At 67.3% G+C, this 17,217-nt stretch carries 17 protein-coding genes, 1 pseudogene and 1 riboswitch; of the genes and pseudogenes, 8 read left to right on the top strand and 10 right to left on the bottom strand.

The annotated features are described in order from the left end of the window. Nucleotides 1-2: 2 nt before the first annotated feature. Nucleotides 3-1,037: an HlyD family type I secretion periplasmic adaptor subunit gene (locus tag HUW53_RS15125; RefSeq protein ID WP_442478253.1), complete on the bottom strand. Its 1,035-nt coding sequence runs from the start codon at nt 1,035-1,037 to the stop codon at nt 3-5. Between HUW53_RS15125 and HUW53_RS22190 the strand changes: the two genes are divergently transcribed. Beyond that, nucleotides 1,012-1,293, top strand: coding sequence for a hypothetical protein (locus tag HUW53_RS22190; protein ID WP_442478254.1), 282 nt, complete (start codon nt 1,012-1,014; stop codon nt 1,291-1,293). The genes HUW53_RS15125 and HUW53_RS22190 overlap by 26 nt on opposite strands. A gap of 264 nt (nt 1,294-1,557) precedes the next feature. Here the strand turns inward: HUW53_RS22190 and HUW53_RS15120 are convergent, their stop codons facing one another. The 6 genes from HUW53_RS15120 to nadC all read right to left on the bottom strand — a co-directional run bounded on the left by HUW53_RS15120 (nt 1,558) and on the right by nadC (nt 7,875). Then, on the bottom strand, nt 1,558-2,301 hold the full coding sequence (locus HUW53_RS15120; protein ID WP_237346599.1) for an ABC transporter permease: 744 nt from the start codon (nt 2,299-2,301) through the stop codon (nt 1,558-1,560). A gap of 12 nt (nt 2,302-2,313) precedes the next feature. Next, nucleotides 2,314-3,063 carry an ABC transporter permease gene (locus HUW53_RS15115; RefSeq protein ID WP_237346598.1) on the bottom strand — a complete coding sequence of 250 codons (750 nt, stop codon included), beginning with the start codon at nt 3,061-3,063 and terminating at the stop codon, nt 2,314-2,316. After that, nucleotides 3,060-3,908, bottom strand: coding sequence for an ABC transporter ATP-binding protein (locus HUW53_RS15110; RefSeq protein WP_237346597.1), 849 nt, complete (start codon nt 3,906-3,908; stop codon nt 3,060-3,062). The genes HUW53_RS15115 and HUW53_RS15110 overlap by 4 nt, the downstream gene beginning before the upstream one ends. A gap of 1 nt (nt 3,909) precedes the next feature. Beyond that, entirely contained in the window at nt 3,910-4,896 is a 987-nt protein-coding gene (locus HUW53_RS15105; protein WP_237346596.1) for an ABC transporter substrate-binding protein, read from the bottom strand. A 79-nt stretch (nt 4,897-4,975) separates the two neighbouring features. Continuing rightward, complete coding sequence (gene phnN, locus HUW53_RS15100) at nt 4,976-7,021, bottom strand: phosphonate metabolism protein/1,5-bisphosphokinase (PRPP-forming) PhnN (RefSeq protein ID WP_237346595.1); 2,046 nt, start codon at nt 7,019-7,021, stop codon at nt 4,976-4,978. 17 nt (nt 7,022-7,038) lie between these two features. Further along, nucleotides 7,039-7,875 carry a carboxylating nicotinate-nucleotide diphosphorylase gene (gene nadC / locus HUW53_RS15095; RefSeq protein WP_237346594.1) on the bottom strand — a complete coding sequence of 279 codons (837 nt, stop codon included), beginning with the start codon at nt 7,873-7,875 and terminating at the stop codon, nt 7,039-7,041. A 388-nt stretch (nt 7,876-8,263) separates the two neighbouring features. Here nadC and HUW53_RS15090 point away from each other — a divergent pair, with 388 nt between their 5' ends. After that, a complete protein-coding gene (locus tag HUW53_RS15090; protein ID WP_237346593.1) occupies nt 8,264-8,755 on the top strand; it encodes a MarR family winged helix-turn-helix transcriptional regulator in 492 nt (163 codons plus the stop codon). Between the two features lie 288 nt (nt 8,756-9,043). Here the strand turns inward: HUW53_RS15090 and HUW53_RS15085 are convergent, their stop codons facing one another. From HUW53_RS15085 to HUW53_RS15075, 3 genes are all read right to left on the bottom strand, one after another. Beyond that, the gene (locus HUW53_RS15085) at nt 9,044-9,721 is read right to left on the bottom strand and encodes an energy-coupling factor ABC transporter permease (RefSeq protein ID WP_237346592.1); all 678 of its coding nucleotides are present in this window, start codon (nt 9,719-9,721) and stop codon (nt 9,044-9,046) included. A gap of 36 nt (nt 9,722-9,757) precedes the next feature. Beyond that, nucleotides 9,758-9,985: riboswitch (cobalamin riboswitch) on the bottom strand. Nucleotides 9,986-10,033: 48 nt separating this feature from the next. Then, nucleotides 10,034-11,386 (bottom strand): DUF4832 domain-containing protein, encoded by a 1,353-nt coding sequence (locus HUW53_RS15080; RefSeq protein ID WP_237346591.1) that lies wholly within the window; start codon nt 11,384-11,386, stop codon nt 10,034-10,036. A gap of 124 nt (nt 11,387-11,510) precedes the next feature. Next, the gene (locus HUW53_RS15075; RefSeq protein ID WP_237346590.1) at nt 11,511-12,320 is read right to left on the bottom strand and encodes a DNA-binding transcriptional regulator; all 810 of its coding nucleotides are present in this window, start codon (nt 12,318-12,320) and stop codon (nt 11,511-11,513) included. Nucleotides 12,321-12,654: 334 nt separating this feature from the next. Between HUW53_RS15075 and HUW53_RS15070 the strand changes: the two genes are divergently transcribed. From HUW53_RS15070 to HUW53_RS15045, 6 genes and pseudogenes are all read left to right on the top strand, one after another. Then, on the top strand, nt 12,655-13,593 hold the full coding sequence (locus tag HUW53_RS15070; RefSeq protein ID WP_237346589.1) for a 3-carboxyethylcatechol 2,3-dioxygenase: 939 nt from the start codon (nt 12,655-12,657) through the stop codon (nt 13,591-13,593). Nucleotides 13,594-13,643: 50 nt separating this feature from the next. Next, nucleotides 13,644-14,837, top strand: a complete 1,194-nt coding sequence (locus HUW53_RS15065; protein WP_237346588.1) for an acyl-CoA dehydrogenase family protein — start codon at nt 13,644-13,646, stop codon at nt 14,835-14,837. Between the two features lie 13 nt (nt 14,838-14,850). Then, nucleotides 14,851-15,411, top strand: a complete 561-nt coding sequence (locus HUW53_RS15060; protein WP_237346587.1) for a flavin reductase family protein — start codon at nt 14,851-14,853, stop codon at nt 15,409-15,411. A gap of 1 nt (nt 15,412) precedes the next feature. Next, entirely contained in the window at nt 15,413-16,279 is an 867-nt protein-coding gene (locus HUW53_RS15055) for an alpha/beta fold hydrolase (protein WP_237346586.1), read from the top strand. 6 nt (nt 16,280-16,285) lie between these two features. Further along, nucleotides 16,286-17,092, top strand: coding sequence for a 2-keto-4-pentenoate hydratase (locus tag HUW53_RS15050; protein ID WP_237346585.1), 807 nt, complete (start codon nt 16,286-16,288; stop codon nt 17,090-17,092). After that, nucleotides 17,089-17,217: pseudogene (locus HUW53_RS15045) on the top strand (acetaldehyde dehydrogenase (acetylating)); the annotation flags it as partial. The gene HUW53_RS15050 and the pseudogene HUW53_RS15045, both read left to right, overlap by 4 nt.

The following is a 17,217-nucleotide window of genomic DNA, read 5'->3' as shown; positions in this document are numbered from 1 at the left end:
CCTCACCTCTCCCTTCCTCCTTCGTGTGCATATCTGAGGAGGGGGGAGAGGAGGAAGTCGAGGATGCGGCGGCGGCCGGTCTTGATTTCGGCGGTCACGGACATGCCCGCCTCCAGGGGGCGGAAGCCCTGTTCGGTCTCAAGGCCGCTCTCCCGCACCGACAGCCGCGCCACATAAGTGGGCTGGCGCGCCTGGCGGGCCGTCTCGTCGGCGGCGGCCTCGCCCGGGCGCGGCGCCGGCCCGCCCGTCACCGCGTCCCGGCTCACGCTCTCCACAACCCCATGCAGCAGGCCATAGCGGGTGTAGGTGAAGGCCTCCACTTTCACTTCCGCCTCCTGCCCCGCGTGCACGAACCCCACGTCCCGGTTCATCAGCTCCGCCTCGATCTCCAGCCGCCCGTCGCGGGGCACGATCACCATCAGTTGCTGCGCCGGCGTCACCACCCCGCCGATGGTGTGCACCGCCAATTGCTGCACGGTGCCGTCCACCGGCGCGGTCAGGGTCTGGTCAAGACGCCGCCGCGCCGCCTTCACCTTCTCCTCGCCGTGCTCCACCGCCTGCATCTGCGCCTTGGCGAGGTCCGACAACAGGCTCTTGCGATATTCCGAAGCCGCCTCCAGCCGCTGCTTCTCCAGCGCCCCGAGCGCCGCCGCCGCCTCCTCCGCCCGGTGCGCGTCCACCAGCAATTGCTGCTCCTGCTCCACCACCTTCTGCTGCGCGTCCAGATACAGCACTTTGGTGCCGAACCCTTTCGCCATCAAGGTCTCGCGCATGTCGCGCTGGTCTTTCAACAAGGGCAGCAGCGCCTCCCCCTTGGCGATGGTCGCCGCCACCGCGCGGCGCTCCGCCTCCTTCTGCGCGATCTGCCGCTCAAGGGTGGACAGCCGCGCCTGATGCTCGGCCCGCTGCGCCTCCATCTGCCGCCGCGCCGTCTGCGCCAGCTCCACCGCCACCCCCGGCGGCGGCGCGAACGCAGCCGGATCGTCCGCCAGCAGCGCTGCGAGCCGGGCGATGATCCTCGACCACCTGCGCTCCATCGACGATCCGGAAGACCAGTCCTTTCTCAACGATCGCAGCCTCTCGCGCATGCTGGAGGACACCCGGCAGCGTGGTTTCGCCGTGCGCGAGGGCGGCGAGTTCCGTCCCAAGACCTCCAGCATCGCGGTGCCGATACTGTCGTCCGGCCGTGTCGAAGCCATGATGTCGATGATCTGGATCCGGTCGGCGCTCACGCTAGACGCTGCCATCCGAGCCCATGCCACCACGCTGCATAAGATCGCACAGGCCATATAGACGGCGGCCTGCCCGGCTGCCCGGAGAGCCACCCGGCATTGGCGCCTGAGCCCGCGCAGCGTCTGAACGAACCCACTTGGCGCCGGTCGAAGACCGGGGCCGATGGTATAATGCTGGCATGGACGCCGCTACACGGGAAACCGGCGGCAGTCATGACGTTTCCCGACGAGAGCGATGGGCCGTTCTGCGCGACACCCGTTTCAGCGCGCAAGGGCAACCGAAGGGATAGGGTGGATGCCCCCTCCGGCGGCGGACTGATCGCCCTCAGCGCACCAGGCCGCGATGGCGCACCCACTGTTCCAGCATCAGCAGCAGCGCGTTGCAGGTGACCGCGAACGCCGCCAGGAACAGGCCGATGGCCATGATGGTGTCGATGTCGCCGAGGTTCATGGCGTTGACCGCCGCATAGCCGAGCCCGCGCTTGGAGGCGAACATCTCGCCGATCAGCACCCCGAGCAGGCTCAGCGCGAAGCCGATGCGCACGCCGGCGATGAGCTCGGGCAGGATGGCGGGCAGCACCACATGGCGCACGGTGCTGGCATAGCTCATGCGCAGGGCATGGGCGGTGCGCCAGTAGACCGGCTTCACCTGGCTGATGGCGTTGCGGGTCATCAGCGTGATGGGCACGAGGCCATGCATCACGCCGAACGCCACCTTGGCCGACATGCCGAGGCCGAACACCAGCAGCACCAGCGGATAGAGCGTGACCTTGGGCAGCGAATAGAAGGTGACGAGGATCGGCTCGAAGGTCTCGCCCAGCCCCCGGCTGAGGCCGAGCACCACGCCGAGGGCGACGCCCGCGATCACCGCGATGATGATGGCCGCCAGGAAGGCGAGGCCCGTTTCCTGCACGTCGAGCCAGAAGCGCGGCGTGCCCATGAGCGTCGCCATGCGCTGGGCCGTGGCGGCGGGCGAGGAGATGGCGAAGAAGCCGGTGGCCGAGTGGAGGATCTGCCAGCAGGCGAGCAGGGCCAAGGCGACGACGAGCGGCGGGAGGACATTCTTCATGGGGCGTGGCCTTCAGCGCCGGATGCGCGCCTGCAGGCGCCGATCCACGGCGCTGAGCGCCATGTTCGTCACCGTGACGAGGAGGATGATGAGCAGCATGAGCCCGTACATGGTCCGGTTCTCGAACATGTTGTAGGCATAGGCGATGGCGTAGCCGAGCCCGTTGCCCGAGAGCAGGAACTCGGAGGCGATGACGCCGATGAAGGCATAGGCCACCGACAGCCGGGCGCCGGTGAACAGATAGGGCGCCGCCGCCGGCAACTTCACCAGGAATGCGGCCTGGATCGGCGACAGCTTCAGGACGCGGCTGGTCTTGCCCAGCACCGCGGGCACCCGGTCGAGGCCGTTCAGCGTCGCGGTAATCATGGCGACGATCGAAAGCAATACCGCGATGGCGATGATGGAGGCGTTGCCGACCCCGAGCAGCACGATGAACACGGGATAGAAGATGAAGGTCGGCACCGCGTAATAGCTGGCGAGGAACGGTTCCACGCCGCGGCGCAGGAAGTCGTTGGCATGGATCACCACGCCGAGCAGGAACCCGCCGATGACCGCGAGCACCGTCGCCACCACCACGTTCGACACCGTCACCGCGATCGCGCTGTTGAACTGTCCGGAGACGAGGATCTCGATGAGGCTCACCAAGGCGACGCTGGGCGGCACCAGAACGGTGGGGGCGATCCAGCCCAGCCGGCAGGAAAGTTCCAGCAGCAGGACCAGCCCGACCACAACCGCCGGCGTCGCGATCTTGCTATAGGTCATGCCTCCCCCCTCGCCTCCCCCTGCATGTGCTTCATGGTCTCCACCCGCAGCTTTTCCCACAGCCGCGCCGTAAGCTCGCCGAAGTGGGGATGGGTGACGATCCGGCTGTCGCGATCCTTGGGCCAGCCGGTTTCGAAGGTGCCGATGAATTTGCCCGGCCGCGCCGACATCACCCCCACCCGGTCCGACAGCATGGCGGCTTCGTCGAGCGAATGGGTGATGAGCAGAACGGTGGCATGGGTCTCGCGCCACATCCGCAGCAATTCGTCGCCCATGATGAGGCGGGTCTGCTGGTCGAGCGCGCCGAACGGCTCGTCGAGCAGGATCAGCCGCGGCTGAAGCACCAGCGTGCGGGCGATGCAGACGCGCTGGCGCATGCCGCCGGAAAGCTGCACCGGATAAGCGTGGCGGAAGTCCTTGAGGCCCATGAAGGCAAGCGCATAGTCCACCCGCCGCCGGATCTCGTCGGCGGGAAGACCCTGGCGTTTCAAGCCGAAGGCGATGTTGGCCTCCACCGTGAGCCAGGCGAACGAGGCGTCTTCCTGGAACACGACGCCCACATGGTCGGGCACGCCGCGGATGGGTTGGCCGTCGAACTCGGCGGTGCCCGCGGAGGGCGGGTTGAGACCGGCGAGGATGTCCAGCAAGGTCGACTTGCCGCACCCCGAGGGTCCCACCACCGAGAAGAACTCGCCCGCCCGCAGCTCCAGGCTCACCGGCCCCAGGGCGTGCACCCGCTTCGGCGAGCGCGGGTCGCCGAACACGCGGGTCACCTCGGTGAGGCGCACGGCGACCGGGTGCGGCGATGCCTCGGTGCCCGGAGCAGCCTTCGGCTTGGTCAGCATCTCACTTCCCCTGAAGGTCGGCCGGGAGGAAGGAACGGTCGATCATCTTGTCCCAATCGGGGGTGCTGGTGATTTCGCCCACCAGCACCAGACCCTGGGCCAGCGCCTCGAGCTCGGCGGGGTTGAAGTCGCCCTCGCTCCACATGCGCGGCGCGATCATGTTCGCCACCGCGACCTCGGCCAAGGCGGAGTCCATGTTGAACTGCTTGGCCACCAGGGCGGCGGCGGCCTTGGGGTCGGCATAGATGCTCTTCACGCCGGCGCGGCGGCCGGCGATGAGGGCGCGGAGCTTGTCGGGGTTGGACTTGGCGAAGGCGCGGGTGGTGATGCCCACGGAGGTGGTCATGGCCGGCAGCAGATCCTTGGCCCGAACCACGGTCTTGAACTCGTCCTTGCGGGTGATGGAGAGAGGCTCGATGAGCACCGCCGCGTCCACCGCGCCCTGCTTCAGCATGGTGAGGCCCTGGGTGTAGCCACCGGCGGCCACCCGCTGGATATCGCCGGGCGCAAGGCCCTCCTTCTGCATTTCCAGCAGCAGGATCATCTCGGACGAGGACTTGGGATTGGTGATCGCGACCTTCTTGCCCTTCAGGTCCTTCAGGCTGTTGATCTTGGAATCGGGCAGGGTGACCAGGGAGGCCTCGGCCACGGTGCGGGTCGCGGCGTTCACGATCACCACGTCGAGGCCCTGGCGGGCGGCGGCGAGCGCGGCGGAGGTGGCCACCTCGCCATAGGGGGTGGCGCTGGCGAGGGTGTTGCGCACGCTGGTGCCGCCGCCGCCCGAGCCGATGACGCCGGTGACGTCCACGCCGGCTTTCTTGAAGGCGCCGTCCTCGATCGCCACGGCATAAGGCGCGCCATAGAGGCTGTTGCCCCACTGGGTCACGGAGATCTCGTCCGCTCGCGCCGCGGTGGCGAAGCCGCCGGCGACGGCCGCCGCCATGAGCAGGCAGCGCGCGGTCCTTGCAGTGTTCGTCAGCATCGTCATATGACCCTCTGGCAGCTTGTTATTTGAATGGATACGCGGCAACTCCACGGAAAACGGAAAGCCCCCTTCAGGCCGGCACCTACACCGCGGACGGCCCGAGCGCGATGCCCGGATCGGCACCGGCCATCTCCACCGCCGCCTCGAATTCCGCCGGCGATGCGGCATGGATGGTGTAGAGCGCACCGTGCGCCGCGACGGTGTCGCCCCGGCGCACCAGGAGATCGATGCCCGCGCCCTTGTCGAGCGGCGCGCCGGCGCGCCGGGCGATGCCGGCGAGGTGCCAGCCGTCCACATCGCTCACCGTCGATGCGGCGGGTGCCCGCACGGTGTGCTGCAGCGGCCCCGGCATCACCAGGGGCACCGGCCCCTGGGCGGCGACGATGCGCATGAAGCGCGCCTTGGCCGCACCCGAGGCGAGAAGCGCCTCGGCCCGCACGCGCCCGGCCGCCACCGAACCCACGCCCGGATCGAAGCTCAGGATCTCGGACGCGAACAGCAGCGCCTTTTCCCGAAGATCGGAGGGGGCGTCCTGGGCATTGTCCAGCACCTTGACCACGTCGCGCAGCTCCAGCGCCGGCCCAATGCCACGCCCTACCGGGCCGCTGCCGTCGGTGGCCTTGGCCCGCACCTCTAGGCCCAGGCCCCGGCCCACCAGCTCGAACGCCCGTCCGAGTTGGTGGGCGTCCTCCAGCGTCTTGAGCTTGGCCCGTGGGCCATAGGGCATGTCCACCACCACATGGGTGGAGCCGGCGCTCCATTTCTTCGACAGGATGGACGCCACCGACCAGTAATTGTTGTTGATGTCCAACGGGCGGGTGATGGAATTGACGATATCGTCCAGCACCGAATGATTGAGACGGCCGTTCCAGGCGATGCAGCCGCCGACCTCCTCCACCACCCGGCGCACCCCGGCCGCGTCGAGATCGATGCGGGCGATGGCCTCCATGACGTCGGCGGTCCCGGATGCCGAAGTGATGGCGCGCGAGGAGGTCTTGGGCATCAGGAGGCCGTGGGCGGCCACGATCGGCACCACGATGAGGGTGATGCGGCTACCTGGAATGCCCCCCAGGGAATGCTTGTCCACCACGATCGGCTTGTTCCAGGCGATGCGCGGCATGAACTGGGTGCGGGCGCGGGCCACCGCCACCACCTCGCTCTCGTCCAGGGTCTGGATCATCTTGACCAGGAAGGCAGCGGTCTCGCTTTCCGGATAGCGGCCCTCCACCACATCGCGGAACAGCACCGCATAATCGTCGGCGGTGAGGGCCTCGCCGGCGATCTTGCGTTGCAGCAGCTTGCGGCTTGCGGGGGAAGGCGTGCGCTGGATCGCGACCAGAGCGCCGTCGGGCAGGCCAAGGGCCGCATGGGCCTCGCGAGTGAGGCCGATCTCATGCGGGGCGAGGCCCGCCCCCGGCTCAGCGATATTGACCGCGGCGCGCACGCTCGCGCCCTTGCCGATGACGTCGATGCGGCTCACGTCCGCATAGGCGCGCGCATCGACCAGCCGGCCGTCCGCCGGCAGGTAGGCGATGTGGCCATGGGCGCTGGAGATGGGCATGCGGCGCACCGCGAGGCGCGCCGCATGGGTTTCCAGCGCGGCTACCAGGCGGGCGGCGCCCTCCTCGATATTGGCGTCGTTGACAACCGTGACCACATCGAGCCGCTCCGGCAGCGGCGCGACATGCCGCGTCAGCCGCGCCTCGATGTCGGCGTCGCTCTCGCGTCCCCGCTCCAGCAGCCGCGCCTTGAGCACCGACGCGGGCGCGGTGATCTCCACCACCACGAACCGGTCCACCACCCCCGCCAGGTCCGGCAAGGTGCCGCGCGACCCGTTGGCAAGCACGTTGCGGCCCGCCCGCAGGTCATCGAGGATCGAGATCGGCAGCCCGTATTTCAGCCCGTGCGCCTCCCACATGTGGAGGAAACCGCCGGCGCGGCGCCGATGCTCGAAGGCGGCATCGTCGACCGGCTCGTGATCCTCTCCCGGCCCCTTGGGCCGCGTGATGGCGCGCCGCGCCTGCACATAGCGGCCGGTGGGGGCCAGCATCGCCATGGCCTGCGAGATCAGGGTGTCCTTGCCGACACCGCTCGCGCCGACGATGTAGAAGAGGGTTCCGGTCTGCATCTGCGCCAGCTCCCCGCTCAGGCGGCGTCGTCGAGGCCGATGTCGACGGCCGGCGCCGACTGCTGCGGACGGCTGGTGGAAATGAAGTCGACGCCGGTCTCGGCCTTCGCCGCGATGGTGTCGAGCCGGATGCCGCCGGAGGCCTCGAGCAGGGCACGGCCCGCCACCATGTCCACGGCGGTCTTCATGTCGGCGACGCTCATGTTGTCGAGCATGATGACGTCGGTGCCGGCGGCGAGCGCCTCCTGCACCTGGTCGAGGCCGTCGCACTCCACCTCGATCTTGGTGAGGGCCGGCACCTTGCGGCGGGCGATGCGCACCGCATTCTCGATGGAGCCGCACACGGCGATGTGGTTGTCCTTCAGCATCACCCCGCTGTCGAGGCCGAGCCGGTGGTTCAGCGCCCCACCGCAGGCGGAAGCATGCTTTTCCAGCATGCGCAGGCCGGGCGTGGTCTTGCGGGTATCGAGCAGGCGCGCCTTGGTGTGGGCGATGGCGGCCACATATTTCGCGGTCTCGGTGGCGATCCCGGACAGGCGCTGCACGATGTTGAGGGCGGTGCGCTCGGCGGTGAGCAGTGCCTGGGCGGGACCGGAGACCACCAGCAGGATGGCGCCCTTTTCCACCTTGTCGGCGTCCGCCACCTTCAATTCCACCTTGCAGCCCGGCTCGTAGCGGGTGAACACCGCGGCGGCCACCTCGATGCCGGCGATGGTCATGGGCTCGCGCGCATTCATGTAGAACGTCGCGGTGGAGGCCGGATCGATCATCAGCTGGGCGGTCAGGTCGCCGCATCCGACGTCTTCGGTGAGCCACTGATCGATGAGCCGCAGGGTGACGAACTTGTCATACATGGACTTGGGCTCCGCTCTATTTGCTTTTGAATCGGAATGACTGCCGTGAATGCTGCGCGGAGAGCCCACCGGCCCTCATGTCGTGGGTACGCCGTCGCTGCGACGCGCCAGCCCGAAAGACCTGGGACGCCATGCCCGTTTCAGCCCCCTGATGGCCGCGCCACACCCTGGACCCGGCACCTGATGATGGAATTTTTGTAGTGCGTACACTATTTCTGCAAGCCCAAAAGATGGGCGCACTGCAGTTCAAGACTGTATAAAAATGTGTCATGGTGCAGTGCATTAAGGCATTTGCACTGCATTGACGCTTTGAAGTCAGTTGATATATGTAGTGTGTACGCTTTTTTGGCGGCCTCGCCGCCGGCGTGCGTCGCACGGCATGACAGCGATGGCAACGTCACAGACCAAAACGCAGAAGACCGCACCGGCGGAAGCGGGCGACGGGCAGGTGCCTTATGCCTTCTCGGAGCAGGTGGGCTATCTGCTGCGCCGCGCCTATCAGCGCCATCTGGCGATCTTCCAGGCCCATGCCTGCGATCCGCAGCTGACTTCGGTGCAGTTCTCGACCCTGTGCGCGCTGAAGGACAGCGGGCCCCAGTCGCAGAGCGCGCTGGTGCGGGCCACCGGAGTGGACCAGGCCACCATCCGCGGCATCGTGGAGCGCCTGAAGGGGCGCGGCCTCATTCAGCTGTCAAAGGACAGTCATGATGCGCGCAAGGTCATCATCTCCATCACCGCGGAGGGACTGGAGCTCCTGGCGCACATGATCCCGTGCGCCCGGCTCATCACCGAGCTGACCATGGACAATCTCAATCCAGCCGAACGGATGGCCCTGCTCCACACCTTGCGCCGCATCGCCGGCACAGAGGAGCCGGGTTAAGGTGGATCACGCGGCGGCCGGGTCTCCATGGCCAACGGCAGGGCTCGATCATCCCGTCGGAGCCGGCCTTGAACGTAAGAAAAGGGAGCCGGCGTGTACCCAACTTGCGGCACACGCCGGCGGTCTTCGCATCTCATTTCGACGCGTCGCGCGCGTTTTCAAGCGACATCACGACTGTATGCGCAAGAACAAGACGCACAACGTCAGCGGTCCGGAGCGATTGCCGTGCGCCGAGGCGCACACGACATGCTCCGGCACCGGATGGTCCGATCGACGCGGGCGCTCGGCTCAGGCCGCCTCATAAAGGCGGCGCTCGAACAGCGCGCTGCCCTTCCACTTATGGAGCGCCTTGGCGGCGGCCAGAACGGCAAGGTCCACCAGCGGCTCGACGATGATGACAAGCATGTAAGCGACGCCGAAGGACGAGATCGAAGCCGCGTTCTCCACGGTGAAGCCCTGGCCATAGAAGGCCCAGAAGGCCACCCAGGCGACAATGCCGGCCTGGTAGGTGGTCGAGAGCGCGAGCGCCTGGCGATACTTCAGCTCCACATAGGGCGTGTTCGGCGCGATGAGCCGGGGCGCCAGCGCGGTGAGCGCGAACAGCGGAACCAGCAGCGTGGTGACGTTCATGCCATATTGCGGCAGGTCGAATGGAGCGAAGAACAGCCCCTGGATCAACAGGCCCAACGCGAGCCCGATGGCCGCCGGCGCGGCGCCGAACATCAGGAACAGGGTCGAGCCGAGGATGAGATGCACTTCCGAGACGCCGACCGGATAGTGCGGCAACACCTCGAAGAAGGAAAACACCAGCGCCGTCGTCACCACGCTGCGCGACAGCAGGGAGAGCGCGCCGCGATCCCGCAGCGTCTCATAGGCGAGCTTCAGCGTGTAGCCGCCCGCGCCCGCGGCGGTCGCATAGCTGAGCCAGATCTTTCCACTGTCCACGAGGCCAGGTTCGATATGCATTGAAAGCTCCTGTGCCGTCTCACCCGACGGCGTGAGATTGAACGCTTGCCCATGGTCGGTCTCCTGACTCGCGGGTCGCTGCAACTTTCCGCCTTCCCAGACCCGGCCGCGAAAGCCTTGGGTCCAGTGGCATCCTGGAAGTCGCTCACCGCTCACAGTCGCGGGGGCGGTCGAGGCTTTGGGCGGTCAAGCCCTTCCTCGTTCCCATATCGATGGCGACGCGTCGCCGCTCCGCCATCGAAAACCATGTGCAGTCTTCAGAAACAGCCCCTTACGCCGCCCGTGTCAAGCAGGAACGCCGTACCGGACACGTCATTTCACGGCGATGCTCAGGCCCAGGGTGAACTCGCCCAGCGTGGCGTCCCAGGCTTGTTTGAGGCCGCCCGTGGCGGTCTGGTTGGCATTGGCGAAGCGGATCGCATAGGCCGCACGCGTGGCGATGGAGGCGGACAGGTCCGGCGCGGCAACCGACAGACTGTAGGTTCCCACCGCGAGCGACGCGGGCACGGACCACGTCCAGCGTTCCGTGCGGGCGCTTCCCGGCCCCACCGCCCGCAGATCGCCTCCGGCGATCACCTTCACCAGCTTGCCTTTCGCATTGCGGATGCGCAGAACCAGTTGGCGCGGATTGATCGGCGCCGCCCAGCCGACGTTCTTCAAGGCCACGCTCACCCCGGCGGTTCCCCCGCGCGCAACCGTTGCGGGAGCGAAGGCGCGGGTCAGCACAAGGCGATAGCCCATGGTCCGGCTGACATCGTCGAGGCACCCGCCGGCTTTCCAGATGTCGTGGAAACTGGTGTACCAGTCGCGGCCGAGAAAGCTGAGATGGAAGCGCTTGCCCTCCGACAGGATCGCCGGGCAGGAGGTTCGCGCGCCCACCGTGGACGCGTCGAAAAAACAGGTCTCGCCGCCGAACGGCGCGCGCTCCGTCATCGAAGCCAGATAGGCCTTCTGTGCCGATCGGGTCGCCGCATCATCCGCGAAGGTGCCGACGTCGGTGGTGTCGGACAGGAAACAGTCGTTGAACATGCCGATGCGCGGGCGCACCGTGGCCGCCGGCACGGTGGGATACCAGAGCTGGAGATCGCGCGGCGTGCGCCACATCAGGCTCCGGTCCGACGGCAGGGCGGCCAGCAGCGCGTCGCCGATCTTCTTCTTGTTGGCGGTGCTGCTCAACCCGTTGGACGAGGAATGCCCCTCACCCCATGGCCCGATGAACCCCATTTCCCAGACGAAGACCACGTCCTTGTTGGCCGCCACCACCGGCTTGACCTGCGCGATGTGACGCAAGACCTGCGACAGCTTGGCATCGAGCCCGACCGATCCCGTGAACCCGCCATTATAGGCAAAGCGCAGGATCACCTTCAGCCCCTTGGCGCGGACCTGCGCCAGTTGCGCGGCCAGGGTGTCGAGCACGGATTGCGGCAGGTCCCGGCTCCGATAGGCATCGAGCCGCACCGGAGCATAGACGATGCTTCCCGCCTGCGCCGCATAATCTAGATCGGACGCGGTCGCGGCCAGGAAGTCGCCATTCGCCTCCCGCCAGAAGCCCCGCTCCGGATTGCGGAAATCCGCATTCGACGCCGAGAAGGTCACGGACGCCGCGTCGGCCGGGCGGGCGCACCCGAGGACGACGAGCAGGGCAATGGCGATCAGACGCAGCATGTGTCATCGACCTCCGCGCAGCCGAGAGCGCCCAGGCCACAGGGCGCGCCATCCTGTGACGCTCTTGGCGCCCTTTCGTCAAGGGTAACATGAAACCCGAGAAAAGCCGCCATGGCCAGCCCGCTTATGGTGGGGCGGCCACGGGCTTCGCGGTCCTCGAGGTTCCAGCCTCGATCTCGCCCACCACCCGGCGGATGGCGGCCAAGTGGCGGCTGGCAGCGGTTTCGATGCTCATGGCGGAGGCCATGTAGACGAGGCCGAGACATCCCAGCAACCCGTCCCCGCCGCGAATGGGCACCGCGATGCCGGCCACCTTCGGCTCGTCGCTCCACGCCATGTAGTTCTCGCCATAGCCGCGCTGCACCACGCGGGCGAGGAGATCGTCGAGCGCGGGACGGTCGCGGGCGACGCGATACTCCATCTTCGGCCGCCGGGCGAGAAGATCGATAATGCTTTCGCGTTCCGCCTCGGGACAGAAGGCGAGGTAAGCAAGGCCGCTGGCGGTCTGCAACAACGGCAGGCGCCGGCCGATCATGGAGCGGTGAAACGACAGCTTGCTGAAACGATGGGTGGTCTCGCGCACCACCATGGCATCCACATCAAGGGTGGTGAGATCCGTCGGCCAGACCACTTCCTTCAAGAGTTGCCCCAGCAGCGGCGAGGCCAGCGCGGAAATCCACTGCTCGTCACGAAACCCCTCGCTGAGCTCGCGCACCCGCAGGTTCAGGTAATAGCGGTCATCGGACCCGCTTCGCCGCACATAGCCTTCGTCCCGCAGGGTCTCCAGCAGCCGATGCACCGTGGTCCGGTGCAACTGCGTCAGTTCGGCGAGGCGCGCCACGTTGGCGCCGCCGTCGATGCGGTTCAGCACATTGAGCAAGGCAAGGCCACGGCTCAGCCCGCGCACGCTCTTGTAGGGGCTCGCGCCCTCCATGACGGTCCTCCCGCGTTTCGCCCAGCATATCGCAAAAGATCGCCGTACCGGCCCCGGTCGGTCCTTCTCCTCCCACCCGCGCGATGAGCCGAAAACGCGCGCCGATACACGATCTTGCGCGCCGCAGCACGAATGTCCGCCGCATTGCGAAACGAGAAATAACTTTCATTTTCAATGCCGTGCACCTGGTGCACATCGTTCGGGTTTGTTGTTCCCGTCCGCCCGCCGCCGCTCCTATCCTGCGCTCCGCTTACAACGAAAAACACGACCGGGAAGGGAGGAGCGCGCTGCCGCATCACGGCGGCTGGCCGCTTCCACGGTTGAGGAAGCCACCATGACCATTAAGCTCAAGTGCCTGTCGCACACGCCGCTGCGTGGGCTCAACGATCCCGGCGCCGAGGTCGTCTCGGAAGTGGACGCGGTGATCGCCAGCGCCCGCGCCGAGGTGGAGACATTCGATCCGGAGCTGATCGTGATCTTCGCCCCGGATCACTACAATGGCCTCTTCTACGACCTGATGCCGCCGTTCGTCATCGCCACCGCCGCGGAATCGGTCGGCGATTACATGACTCAGCTGGGCGCCCTGTCGGTGGACCAGAAGCTGGCGCAGGAGCTGGCCCGCTTCATCCTCGATCATGACGTGGACATCGCTTTGTCCCATCGCCTCCAGGTGGACCACGGCTGCACGCAGACCCTGGAGGAACTGACCGGCAGCCTCACGCGCTATCCGGTCATCCCGATCATCATCAATTCGGTGGCGCCGCCGTTCGCGCCCTATCGGCGGGTCCGCCGGCTGGGCGAGGTGGTGGGCCGCTTCCTCGCCACCCTCGACAAGCGCGTGCTGGTGGTGGGCACGGGCGGCCTGTCCCACGAACCACCGGTGCCGCTGCTGGACGGCGCGCCCGAAGCTATCAGCGAGTTCCTGATCTGCGGCCGCAACCCGACGCCCGAGGCCCGCGCCGCGCGCCAGGCCCGCACCATCGCCGCCGGCAAGATCTATGGCACCGAGCTGAGCACGCAGACCCCGCTCAACGCCGAATGGGACCAGGCCTTCATCGATCTCCTGCTGTCCGGCCGGCTCGACGCCGTGGACGACTTCCGCATCGAGGACATTTCCAAGGCCGCGGGCCGCTCCACCCATGAGGTGCGCACCTGGGTCGCCGCCTTCGCGGCGCTGGCGGCGGCGGGTCGCTACAGCGCCCGCAGCGACTACTACCGGCCCATCAACGAATGGATCGCCGGCTACGGCGTCATGAGCGCCGAACCATGCTGACCGCGCCGTCAGCTCTCAGTGCCCAGCAAGAAAAGCCAGGAGGAACCCAGATGTTGGACCGGTCGAGATGCACCCCCACCGAAGCCGAGCTCGTCGCCCGCGCCGAGGCCATGATCCCCTGGCTGCGCGAGAAGGCGGACGCGGTGGAGAAGGCGCGCATGGTGCCCCGCGACACCATCCAGGCGTTCCAGGATGCCGGCTTCTTCCGCATCCTCCAGCCGCGCCGCTGGGGTGGCTATGAGATGAGCCCGAACGTGCTCAACCGCGTGCTCATGGAGCTGGCGCGCGGCTGCCCGTCCAGCGCCTGGAACGTGATGGTGCTGGGTGTCCATCCGTTCGAGGTGGGCCTGCTCGATCCGCGCTGCGGCGACGAATTGTGGGGTGAGGACGACAGCCGGCTGGTGTCGTCCTCCTATGCCCCGTTCGGGACCGTCAAGGCGGTCGAAGGCGGCTATGTGCTCAACGGCGAATGGCTCACCTCCTCGGGCTGCGACCATGCGGCCGGTGGCGCCTTTCTGGGCGGTCGCCTGATGGAGAATGGCGAGGGCGTGTTCCGTTCCTTCTGGGTGCAGGCGTCCGATTTCGAGATCGTGGACGACTGGCATGTGGTGGGCCTCGCCGGCACCGGCAGCAAGAAGCTGGCGGTGAAGGACGTGTTCGTTCCGGCCCACCGCAGCCACATCATCGCCGCCTATGGAGAGGACACCCACGGCCATGTGGAAAACCTCTACAAGATGCCGTTTTTCTACGTGTTCTACGCGGCCGTGTCTTCGGTCATCGTCGGTATGGCGCGCGGCATGGCCGATCTCTACATCGAGCATATGAAGCCGCGGCAGAACCTGAACCAGGCCATCGGCGCGGCGGTCAACGACCCCTTCATCAAGGGCCGCCTGGGGGAAGCCTCGGCCAAGATCCTGGGCGCGGCGACCCGCATCCTGCACAATACCGACGAAGCCTGGAGCTATGTGACGCGCGGCGAGCTGGTGCCGCTCGACGTGCGCGTGCGCCACTTCGCCACCAACCAGTTCACCGGCGGCGAATGCTTCGACGCGGCCCACATGATCTTCAAGAAGACGTCCACCCGCGGCGTCTGGCTGAGCAATCCCATGCAGCGCCAGCTGCGCGACATCCTGGTGGGCGCCAACCACATCACCCAGAACCAGGACAACATCGGCGACCTCCTCGGCGGCCAGATGCTGGGCAATCCCATGCCGGCGGCGAACCCGTTCGGCGTGCGCGCGTGAAAGACAGGCGGTCATGACAAAGCACATCAACCAGCGCCTTGACTGGGAAACGAACGCGGACCTGCAAGGCCTGCCCGTGGTCAGCGCCGATCTGCATCGCGGCGGCATGCGCCATTTCGCGGCCGGCGTGTCCCTCATCACCAGCCGCGACGGCGAGACGCCGGTGGGGCTCACCGCCACCGCGGTGTGCTCGGTCACCGTCGATCCGCCGCGCATGGTGGTCCTGGTGAACAAGAAGGTCGCCGCCGCCGACGCCATCCTGGCCAGCGGCGCCCTGTGCATCAACGTGCTGGCGGCCGAGCAGGAGCCGCTCGCGCGGGTGTTCGCCGGCATGGTGGAAGGCGTGTTCGGCCCCGCCCGCTTCGAGCACGGACGCTGGCGCACGCACATCACCGGCGCGCCGGCCCTGGAGGGCGCCCTCGCCACCTTCGATTGCCGCGTGGTCAAGGTCTTCGACGAGAGCACCCACCACGCCTTCCTGTGCGAGGTGCTGGCCGCGCCCGAGCCCGCCGGCGGCGAACCGCTGATTTATGTGAACGGCGGCTTCCACCGCGCCAGCCCCCTGGAATCCTGACATGGTCCAAACCTTTACCGAAGCAGAGACCAGCCGGTTCGCGCGCATCCGCGAGGGTGAGGGCGAGCTGAACATCCACTATAACGACTGTGATCCCGGCAGCGCCCGCGAGACCGTCGTCATGCTGCACGGCTCCGGACCAGGCGCCTCCGGCTGGGCCAATTTCAATCGCAACATCGAACCCCTGGTGGCCGCCGGCTACCGGGTGATCCTGCTGGACTGCCCCGGCTGGAGCAAGAGCGACAGCATCGTCTGCAACGGTTCGCGCTCCAACCTCAATGCGCGGGTGCTGGCCGGGCTCACCGAGGCGCTCGGGCTCGCGCGCGTGCACATCCTCGGCAATTCCATGGGTGGCCATAGCGCGGTGGCGTTCGCGCTGGACCACCCCGAGCGCGTGGGCAAGCTGGTGCTCATGGGCGGCGGCACGGGCGGGGCGAGCCCGTTCGTACCCATGCCGACCGAGGGCATCAAGCTGCTCAACGGCCTATACCGCGACCCGACCATCGAAAACCTGAAGGCGATGATGAATGTCTTCGTCTTCGACCCGAGCGACCTGACCGAAGACCTGTTCCAGACCCGCCTCGACAACATGCTCAAGCGGCGCGACCACCTGGAAAATTTCGTCAAGAGCCTGGCCGCCAACCCGAAGCAGTTCCCCGATTTCGGACCCCGCCTCGGAGAAATCGCGGCCCCGACCCTGGTGATCTGGGGTCGCAACGACCGCTTCGTGCCCATGGATGCGAGCCTCCGGCTCCTGGCCGGCATCCCCAACAGCGAGCTGCATGTGTTCAACAATTGCGGTCACTGGGCCCAATGGGAGCATTGGCAGGCGTTCAATGCCCTCGTGCTCCAGTTTCTTTCAAGGTGATCTGAGATGACCGCGGAACATATTCTGGCGGCGGCGGACCGGCTGGCGGCCGCCGCGCGCGCCGGCCGGCCGTGCGAACCCGTGCGCGACCTGATCGGCCTCGACCTCGATGCCGCCTATCAGGTCCAATTTGTCAACACCAGCCGTGCCCTGGACGAGGGGCGGCGGCTGGTCGGCCGCAAGATCGGCCTGACCTCGAAGGCGGTGCAGCAGCAGCTCGGCGTCGGCCAGCCGGATTTCGGCGTGCTGTTCGCAGACATGGAATATTGCGACGGCGAGGAGGTGCCCTTCGTCCGCCTCATGCAGCCCAAGGCGGAAGCGGAGATCGCCTTCGTCCTCGGGCGCGACCTCGCCGCGCGCGATGTCACGCCCACCGAGGTCATCGGCGCCATCGATTACGTGGCCCCGGCCATCGAGATCGTCGGCAGCCGGGTCGAGAACTGGGACATCCGCATCTCCGACACCATCGCCGACAATGCCTCCAGCGGCTGCTACGTGATCGGCGGCCCCATCCGCCGGCTCGACGGCATGGACCTTGCCGGCACCACCATGGCGCTCCACCGCAACGGCCTGGCGGCATCATTCGGCGGCGGGGCCGCCTGCCTGGGCAATCCGTTGACGGCGGTGCTCTGGCTCGCGCGCACCTGCGCCGCCCTCGAGATGCCGCTCAAGGCCGGCGACGTGGTCCTGAGCGGCGCGCTCGGCCCCATGGTGGCGATCGCGCCCGGCGACGTGCTGGAGGCCCGCATCGGCGGCCTCGGCACGGTGAAGGTTTCCATCGGAATACACAGCACGGCGGAGAAAAACCCATGAGCGCGCCCAAGATGAAGGCAGCGATCATTGGATCTGGGAACATCGGGACGGACCTGATGATCAAGATCCTGCGGACGGCGCGGCACCTTGAGATGGGTGCGATGGTGGGGATCGACCCGCGGTCG

This window comes from Xanthobacter agilis (assembly GCF_021730435.1).
GTDB lineage: Bacteria > Pseudomonadota > Alphaproteobacteria > Rhizobiales > Xanthobacteraceae > Xanthobacter > Xanthobacter agilis.
Note: the sequence above shows the minus strand (reverse complement) of the source record. Positions and strands in the feature narration are given on the sequence as shown.

Excerpts from the sequence above, each read along its gene's own strand:
- HUW53_RS15070 (WP_237346589.1), top strand. The coding sequence starts at position 12,655 with ATGACCATTAAGCTCAAGTGCCTGTCGCACACGCCGCTGCGTGGGCTC.
- HUW53_RS15075 (WP_237346590.1), bottom strand. The coding sequence starts at position 12,320 with ATGGAGGGCGCGAGCCCCTACAAGAGCGTGCGCGGGCTGAGCCGTGGC.
- HUW53_RS15120 (WP_237346599.1), bottom strand. The coding sequence starts at position 2,301 with ATGAAGAATGTCCTCCCGCCGCTCGTCGTCGCCTTGGCCCTGCTCGCC.
- HUW53_RS22190 (WP_442478254.1), top strand. The coding sequence starts at position 1,012 with ATGATCCTCGACCACCTGCGCTCCATCGACGATCCGGAAGACCAGTCC.
- HUW53_RS15060 (WP_237346587.1), top strand. The coding sequence starts at position 14,851 with ATGACAAAGCACATCAACCAGCGCCTTGACTGGGAAACGAACGCGGAC.
- HUW53_RS15050 (WP_237346585.1), top strand. The coding sequence starts at position 16,286 with ATGACCGCGGAACATATTCTGGCGGCGGCGGACCGGCTGGCGGCCGCC.
- HUW53_RS15090 (WP_237346593.1), top strand. The coding sequence starts at position 8,264 with ATGGCAACGTCACAGACCAAAACGCAGAAGACCGCACCGGCGGAAGCG.
- HUW53_RS15110 (WP_237346597.1), bottom strand. The coding sequence starts at position 3,908 with ATGCTGACCAAGCCGAAGGCTGCTCCGGGCACCGAGGCATCGCCGCAC.
- HUW53_RS15115 (WP_237346598.1), bottom strand. The coding sequence starts at position 3,063 with ATGACCTATAGCAAGATCGCGACGCCGGCGGTTGTGGTCGGGCTGGTC.
- HUW53_RS15065 (WP_237346588.1), top strand. The coding sequence starts at position 13,644 with ATGTTGGACCGGTCGAGATGCACCCCCACCGAAGCCGAGCTCGTCGCC.
- HUW53_RS15080 (WP_237346591.1), bottom strand. The coding sequence starts at position 11,386 with ATGCTGCGTCTGATCGCCATTGCCCTGCTCGTCGTCCTCGGGTGCGCC.
- nadC (WP_237346594.1), bottom strand. The coding sequence starts at position 7,875 with ATGTATGACAAGTTCGTCACCCTGCGGCTCATCGATCAGTGGCTCACC.
- HUW53_RS15085 (WP_237346592.1), bottom strand. The coding sequence starts at position 9,721 with ATGCATATCGAACCTGGCCTCGTGGACAGTGGAAAGATCTGGCTCAGC.
- HUW53_RS15125 (WP_442478253.1), bottom strand. The coding sequence starts at position 1,037 with ATGGAGCGCAGGTGGTCGAGGATCATCGCCCGGCTCGCAGCGCTGCTG.
- HUW53_RS15105 (WP_237346596.1), bottom strand. The coding sequence starts at position 4,896 with ATGACGATGCTGACGAACACTGCAAGGACCGCGCGCTGCCTGCTCATG.
- phnN (WP_237346595.1), bottom strand. The coding sequence starts at position 7,021 with ATGCAGACCGGAACCCTCTTCTACATCGTCGGCGCGAGCGGTGTCGGC.
- HUW53_RS15055 (WP_237346586.1), top strand. The coding sequence starts at position 15,413 with ATGGTCCAAACCTTTACCGAAGCAGAGACCAGCCGGTTCGCGCGCATC.